Below are 6,411 nucleotides of genomic sequence, written 5' to 3'. Positions count from 1 at the left end.
ACTGGCAGTATGGGAGGGGTAAATGCCTTGAAGAGAGGACAGACACATCTTGCTCCTGTGCATATTTTAGATGAAAAAAATGGAGTGTACAACGAAATACTTTTAGAAAAATATTTTAAAAATGATGATATAGTCTTGGTAAAAGGGGTTCAGAGAGAGCAGGGGCTCATTCTTCCTAAGGGAAACCCTAAAAACATAAGAGCTGTATCGGATTTACTCAATGGAAATATAAGCTTTATAAACAGACAACGAGGAGCAGGGACCCGGGTTCTTCTGGATTACCTTCTGAATAAAGATGGGCTGGACAGCGGTGAAATAAACGGGTATGAAAGAGAAGCCACTACACATATGGCCTGTGCCACTGCAGTTAAAAGTGGTTCAGCAGACGTAGCGTTGGGAATAAAGGCAGCAGCACAGGTGATGGATCTGGACTTTATCCCCATAACCTTTGAGAACTATGATTTTTTGGTGAAACAAGAAACCCTTTCAGATGATAGAATGAAAACTTTTTTAAGTTTCATAAGTTCTCCTAAATTTAAAGAGAGGATAGAAAATTTGGGAGGATACAAAGCCATAGAAAGCGGGAAGTTAGTTTTTAAAGGAGATATTTTATGACTGATTTGCATGGAAGAATTATTAGTTATTTAAGGATTTCCCTCACTGAAAACTGCAATCTAAGATGCATTTATTGTAAACCCGATCAGTGTACCACCAATAATAGTGATTCAATGACAAAAGAAGAGATTGTATCGATAATTCGGGTAATGGCAGAATCCGGAATAAAAAAAGTCCGTTTTACTGGAGGGGAGCCACTTCTCCGAAAAGATATAACTGAGATTATTTCTGAAGTTTCAAAAATAAAAGGAATAGATGACATCGCACTGACGACCAACGGAATTCTCCTTGAGGCGAAGGCCAAGGAATTGAAGGATGCAGGACTTATGAGAGTCAATGTGAGTCTGGACACCTTGAAAGAAGAAAGATACAGAGAGCTTACCGGCGGGGATCTTAAAAATGTTTTAAAAGGAATTGCCGCAGCCAGAAAAGAGGGCCTGTATCCCATAAAGCTGAATACAGTTCTTATAAATAATTTTAATAAAGATGAAATAGAAGATTTTGTAAATATAACAGTGGAAAATGATATGGATGTAAGGTTTATAGAACTTATGCCTATGGGAGTTTCAGCAGGCTGGATCGAAGAGGAATACCTTTCATCAGAAGAAGTGCTGAAGAGATGCCCTAAGCTTGAAATGATAGAAAAAGATTACACAGCCTCTCCTTCTCTTTTGTATAAGCTTCCTGAGGCTAAGGGCAGAGTGGGGATAATAAATCCAATTTCAAATAAATTCTGTGATTCTTGTAACAGGGTCAGGTTAACTTCTTCTGGAAAGCTGAAATTGTGTCTTCATTCAAATGAAGAGATAGACCTCCTGGGGGCATTGAGAAAGGGAAAAAATATAAGTGATCTGCTGAAAAAATATATTTTAGAAAAACCTGAGACTCATTTTTTAAAGGAAAAAAAATATATTGACAAAGATATGTATAAAATTGGAGGATGAAATGGATCTAACACATTTTAACGATAAAGGCAGAGCCCGTATGGTGGATGTAGGTGATAAGTCTCAGACGGACAGGACGGCAGTGGCCAGAGGATATATTCTCATGTCTCCGGAAACTATAGAGGCTGTGAAAAGCGGCGGAATAAAAAAAGGGGATGTACTCTCTGTAGCACAAGTGGGGGGGATAATGGGGGCTAAAAAAACCTGGGATCTCATACCTATGTGCCATAATATTTTAATAGACGGGGCAGATATAGATTTTACAGTGAATTCAGACAGAATATGGGTAGAGGCGAAAGTAAGAACCACCGGGAAAACCGGTATAGAGATGGAGGCGCTGACTGCAGTGTCTACAGCCTGTCTCACTATATATGATATGTGTAAGGCCATAGATAAAAAAATGGTAATAGGTGACATTAAACTGGTAAAGAAAACAGGCGGCAGATCAGACTTTACATTGGAGGGGTAACATGGAAGAAATAAAAATATTGGGAAGAGTAAAGGCTGTAAATATAAGCAGTAAAAAGGGAGTTGTGAAAAATCCGATAAAGGAGGGAAATTTCATAATGAACCATGGTCTTGAGGGTGATGCCCATGCAGGAGAATGGCACAGACAGGTAAGCCTCCTTGCAAATGAAAGTGCTGACAAGGTAAGAGCTGCAGGTCTGGACATAGATGACGGAAAATTTGCTGAAAATATAACCACAGAGGGGATAGAGCTGTATACTTTGCCTGTGGGAACCAAACTAAAGATAGGTGAATCAGTGCAGGAAGTGACACAGATAGGGAAAAAATGTCATACAGGGTGTGCTATAAAACAAGCTGTAGGAGAATGTGTAATGCCGAAGGAAGGGATATTCACAAAGGTTCTTGTGAGCGGAATTGTTAAGCCGGGAGATAAGATAGAGGTTCTGTGATAAAGATAGGTTTTATTCACACAAAAGATTTCGGGCTTAGAATTTATAATTATATTTTTCCTATTGATCTTATGAATTAATTCTGGAAATACTCCAATTGTGGTGCTAGTTATAGAGGCACAAATATTTAACATTTATCTGAAAATCTGGACTAATATTTCTGATAAAACAGGATTTCCGTAAAGGAAGTCCTGTTTTTATATTGGTGTCAAAAAAAATGGAATATGCCTTGGATAATTAAATGAACAGTAGAGATGAAAATTCCCATATTTTAAAAGGATGGAATACGGGTAATAAGTATATTAAATTTAGTGGAACAGTTAAATTTACAAGGTTTAAGAATGTAAAATCAAGTATAAAAACTTAGTTTTCATATTGGGAAAAAGCTGTGAATAAAGGAGGAGAGGATGAGGGTTTTAATCACAGATAAAATGAGTGAGTGGACAGCGCTGTATGTGGCGTCTAAAATAAATGATTCATCAGATAAAGATAAGCCTTTTTTACTGGGGTTGCCTACAGGTGAGACACCACTTAAAATGTATAAAGAACTTATAAAACTTAATAAGAAAGGCATGGTTTCCTTCAAAAATGTGATGACCTTTAATATGGATGAATATGCAAATATGCCAGAAGATGACCCTCAAAGTTATCATACTTTTATGAAAAATAATTTTTTCAAGCACATTGATATACCCAGTGAGAATATAAATATTTTAAATGGAAATGCTCCGGATCTTGTGAGGGAATGCGACGAATATGAGGAAAAAATAAAAAAATACGGTGGAATAGACCTGTTTATTGGAGGAGTAGGTACAGACGGGCATATAGCATTTAACGAACCTGGGTCATCTCTCACATCTAGAACGAGAGTGAAGACACTAACGCAGGAAACATTAAAGGCAAACTCCAGATTTTTTAATAATGATATATCAAAAGTTCCTAAAAAAGCCCTCACTGTGGGAGTGGGGACTATCTTAGATGCTAAAGAGGTACTAATAATGGTAGGAGGAGAGAATAAGTCGAAAGCTCTTCAGCAGGCTATAGAGGGCAGCATTAATCATATGTGGACAATTACTGCAATACAGGTTCATAAAAAAGGGATAATAGTTTGCGACGAAGCATCCACCATGGATCTAAAAGTGAAAACTGTAAAATATTTTAAAGAACTTGAAAAGGAAAATTTGGATATAAAAAAAATTACAGAATATATCAAAAGCCAGTTTTTTCCAAGTTATTTTTAGATTTGACTGCTACTTATGAAAGGGACTCTGTTAAAGGAGCCCTTTTTTAATTTTATTTTTTGGAAATGCATAAGCATGAGTACAGATATATCAGTAATCAGTTCAGCTTTAAATATATTTTTAATTTTTTTAAGGTAGCTATAAAACTAGAAAATTAAAGGATAGTGAAAAAAAATAAGAAGGTGTTAATAGGGACTGTACTTTATTTGTGTTTTGTTAATTTTAAAATATATAAAATACCTTCCCGCTTTGAGAGTGTAGATATTTTTTAAATTATTTTATATAGGAGGAACTCGGATGCTGCAAGAATTGATTAAAAAAGAAAATATAGTGTTCTTAGATGAAAACAATCCCAGGAACGCTATAAAATCACTGGTAAAAAAGGCTAAAGAACTGGGGAAACTGGGAGATGAAGATTTATTTGAAACCGAAATTTTTGAAAGAGAGGCTATACTGAGTACAGGAATAGGGCTAGGGATAGCAATTCCTCACGCTAAATTAAAAGGGATAGAAAATATTTTTATCCTGGTAGGGGTAAATAAAAGAGGGTTGGACTGGAATTCAATTGATGAAAAACCTGTAAGAATAGTTTTTCTTATAGGGGCTCCTGAATCTGACCAGAAAAAATATCTCAGAATTTTATCTAAATTAATTCTTCTCATAAAAAATGAAGTTCGAAGAGAATCCATTTTTTCAGCAAGTCAATCACAGGAGGTAGTTGAACTATTTAAAAACTTTTAAAATAAGGAGTATGTAAAATGGAACACAATATTTTATTTATATTAGGAGTGATATTTCTTATCGCTTTTTTCAATAAAAATATTTCAAATTTTTTAAAAATACCAGAGGTAACAGGCTATGTTGTGATAGGTGTAATCTCCAGTACCCTCTTAACTTTTTTTATAGGAAGAGAGCGAGTTGACAATCTGATAGAAAATTTTCATCTTATTCCAACTATGGCTCTGGGAATAATAGCCTTTACTATCGGGATAGAATTAAAACTCAGTATTTTGAAGAGAATGGGTAAAAGCATATTTTTTATAGTTGTATGGGAGTGTCTAGGAGCTTTCGTTTCAGTATTTTTAGCACTGAAAATTTTTGGTTTCGAAACATATAAATGTCTACTGTTTGGTGCAGTTGCTTCAGCAACTGCACCTGCTGCAACTGTAGCGGTGATAAAACAATATAAGTCAAAGGGAAGCTTTACATCATCTATCCTGGCAATAGTAGGAATAGACGATGCCATGGCACTAATAATTTTTGCTTTTGCTATCAGTTTTTCCAAAGCCCTAATAAAAGGAACTGCCGTAAATGTATCGGATATAATAATTTCCACCCTTATATCCATATTTTTTGGAGTTTTACTGGGAATGGTTTTCGCAGGAATTTATCTTCTTATGCTGAAGAAGATAAGGAGCAATGATATAATACAGATGCTCTTAATATCTTTTATACTAATGCTATTGGGTATTTCAGAGCAATTGCATGTATCAGAACTCTTATCTATAATGAGTTTTGGTGCGATACTGACTAATTTTTCAGATGTAATGACTTTAAAAAGTGAAGAGATAATAGAAAAATTTACAGGAGTTTTTTTAGGGGCATTTTTTATACTAGGTGGAGCCCATTTAGATATTTTATCTATAGGGGGGATAATTGTTGTAGGTGCAATATATTTTATATCCAGGAGTTTTGGAAAGATAATAGGCGCGAGTTTTGGAGCAAACATAAGTGGCAGTTCGGATATAGTAAAAAAATATATTGGCTTTGCTCTTTTGCCACAAGTAGGGGTGGGACTGGCGCTTGCATTGTCAATAAAAAGGACTTTTAACTCAAAAATTTTTGAATCTGGAAAAGAAGTATTGGTCTATGGAGATAAGGGTATTGAGATATCATATATGATATTAAATATACTTTTATTTACAACTCTTATAACAGAAGTAGTGGGACCTATGCTAACCAGATATGCACTGAAAAAAAGTGGAGAAATAAAAGATTAGGAGGCTGAGAATGTATTTTTTATATATAAAAATAATAAACAAGGATTATAAAGAAAATGTCGTTTTGGCACTAGAGGGGGTGGGGATTGAAAAGGCTTCTTACTTTGAAGCCAGAAATTTGGATAAAGATCTTTCTGATGAAATACCACTTTTCAGAGGTTTCTTTTTAAGCGAAGAGGAAAAACACAAAAGTGTAGGAATAATAACTGCTCTTTATGAAAAGAGAAGCCAAGTAAATGAATTTTTAAATCTTCTGGAAGCTTCTGGGTTAGATGTCAAAAGTGGAGAAGTGGTTAGAGTTGCAACTTGGGAGGCGGAACAGATAATCTGAAGTTAGAATTCTGTTTGAAATGATATTTTTGAAAATTTAATAAGGTTATATAAAAAAAAGAGCTGATCCTTTAAAGGATCAGCTCGGTTTTTTTTGATTAACAGATTTGAGAAACTTGTGAATATTTTTAAGTTAAAAACTACGATTCAGTTCCTATTTCTATAATTACTTTATCATTTTTATTTCTTTTTCTATAGGCAACAAGTTCATCGTATGATGTGAAACCTCTGTGAGATACTATCCCGTTTTCATGTATTAACATAGCCTGTAAAATCCCGTGTGATTTGTTCATTTTTTTTAATGTCATAATAATTACCTCCCTGAAATAAGTAGTAGTAAAATAAAATTTCTATTTAGTGCTTT

General features: G+C 34.7%; 9 protein-coding genes. 8 read left to right on the top strand and 1 reads right to left on the bottom strand.

Annotated elements, in window-relative coordinates:
• The 8 genes from ABZA26_RS05095 to ABZA26_RS05060 all read left to right on the top strand — a co-directional run.
• Positions 1-615: substrate-binding domain-containing protein (locus ABZA26_RS05095; protein WP_372713439.1), on the top strand; the 615-nt coding region annotated here is incomplete at its 5' end.
• The gene (gene moaA / locus ABZA26_RS05090) at positions 612-1,559 is read left to right on the top strand and encodes a GTP 3',8-cyclase MoaA (protein WP_372713438.1); all 948 of its coding nucleotides are present in this window, start codon (positions 612-614) and stop codon (positions 1,557-1,559) included. The genes ABZA26_RS05095 and moaA, both read left to right, overlap by 4 nt.
• A 1-nt stretch (position 1,560) precedes the next feature.
• A complete protein-coding gene (gene moaC / locus ABZA26_RS05085) occupies positions 1,561-2,028 on the top strand; it encodes a cyclic pyranopterin monophosphate synthase MoaC (protein ID WP_372713437.1) in 468 nt (155 codons plus the stop codon).
• Between the two features lies 1 nt (position 2,029).
• Positions 2,030-2,476: an MOSC domain-containing protein gene (locus tag ABZA26_RS05080; protein ID WP_372713436.1), complete on the top strand. Its 447-nt coding sequence runs from the start codon at positions 2,030-2,032 to the stop codon at positions 2,474-2,476.
• A 407-nt stretch (positions 2,477-2,883) separates the two neighbouring features.
• The gene (gene nagB / locus ABZA26_RS05075; RefSeq protein WP_372713435.1) at positions 2,884-3,717 is read left to right on the top strand and encodes a glucosamine-6-phosphate deaminase; all 834 of its coding nucleotides are present in this window, start codon (positions 2,884-2,886) and stop codon (positions 3,715-3,717) included.
• Between the two features lie 297 nt (positions 3,718-4,014).
• Positions 4,015-4,458, top strand: a complete 444-nt coding sequence (locus ABZA26_RS05070; protein WP_372713434.1) for a PTS sugar transporter subunit IIA — start codon at positions 4,015-4,017, stop codon at positions 4,456-4,458.
• 17 nt (positions 4,459-4,475) lie between these two features.
• The gene (locus ABZA26_RS05065) at positions 4,476-5,717 is read left to right on the top strand and encodes a cation:proton antiporter (RefSeq protein WP_372713433.1); all 1,242 of its coding nucleotides are present in this window, start codon (positions 4,476-4,478) and stop codon (positions 5,715-5,717) included.
• A 10-nt stretch (positions 5,718-5,727) separates the two neighbouring features.
• Positions 5,728-6,048 (top strand): hypothetical protein, encoded by a 321-nt coding sequence (locus ABZA26_RS05060; protein ID WP_372713432.1) that lies wholly within the window; start codon positions 5,728-5,730, stop codon positions 6,046-6,048.
• Between the two features lie 139 nt (positions 6,049-6,187).
• Here the strand turns inward: ABZA26_RS05060 and ABZA26_RS05055 are convergent, their stop codons facing one another.
• Complete coding sequence (locus ABZA26_RS05055; protein WP_372713431.1) at positions 6,188-6,355, bottom strand: hypothetical protein; 168 nt, start codon at positions 6,353-6,355, stop codon at positions 6,188-6,190.
• Positions 6,356-6,411: the final 56 nt, after the last annotated feature.

The organism is Ilyobacter sp. (genome assembly GCF_041583315.1).
GTDB lineage: Bacteria > Fusobacteriota > Fusobacteriia > Fusobacteriales > Fusobacteriaceae > Ilyobacter.
This window is presented reverse-complemented; position numbering and strand designations above follow the sequence as displayed.

Bases quoted from the DNA above. Each gene is read 5' to 3' on its own strand.
- moaA (WP_372713438.1), top strand. From the start codon at position 612: ATGACTGATTTGCATGGAAGAATTATTAGTTATTTAAGGATTTCCCTC.
- moaC (WP_372713437.1), top strand. From the start codon at position 1,561: ATGGATCTAACACATTTTAACGATAAAGGCAGAGCCCGTATGGTGGAT.
- ABZA26_RS05080 (WP_372713436.1), top strand. From the start codon at position 2,030: ATGGAAGAAATAAAAATATTGGGAAGAGTAAAGGCTGTAAATATAAGC.
- nagB (WP_372713435.1), top strand. From the start codon at position 2,884: ATGAGGGTTTTAATCACAGATAAAATGAGTGAGTGGACAGCGCTGTAT.
- ABZA26_RS05070 (WP_372713434.1), top strand. From the start codon at position 4,015: ATGCTGCAAGAATTGATTAAAAAAGAAAATATAGTGTTCTTAGATGAA.
- ABZA26_RS05065 (WP_372713433.1), top strand. From the start codon at position 4,476: ATGGAACACAATATTTTATTTATATTAGGAGTGATATTTCTTATCGCT.
- ABZA26_RS05060 (WP_372713432.1), top strand. From the start codon at position 5,728: ATGTATTTTTTATATATAAAAATAATAAACAAGGATTATAAAGAAAAT.
- ABZA26_RS05055 (WP_372713431.1), bottom strand. From the start codon at position 6,355: ATGACATTAAAAAAAATGAACAAATCACACGGGATTTTACAGGCTATG.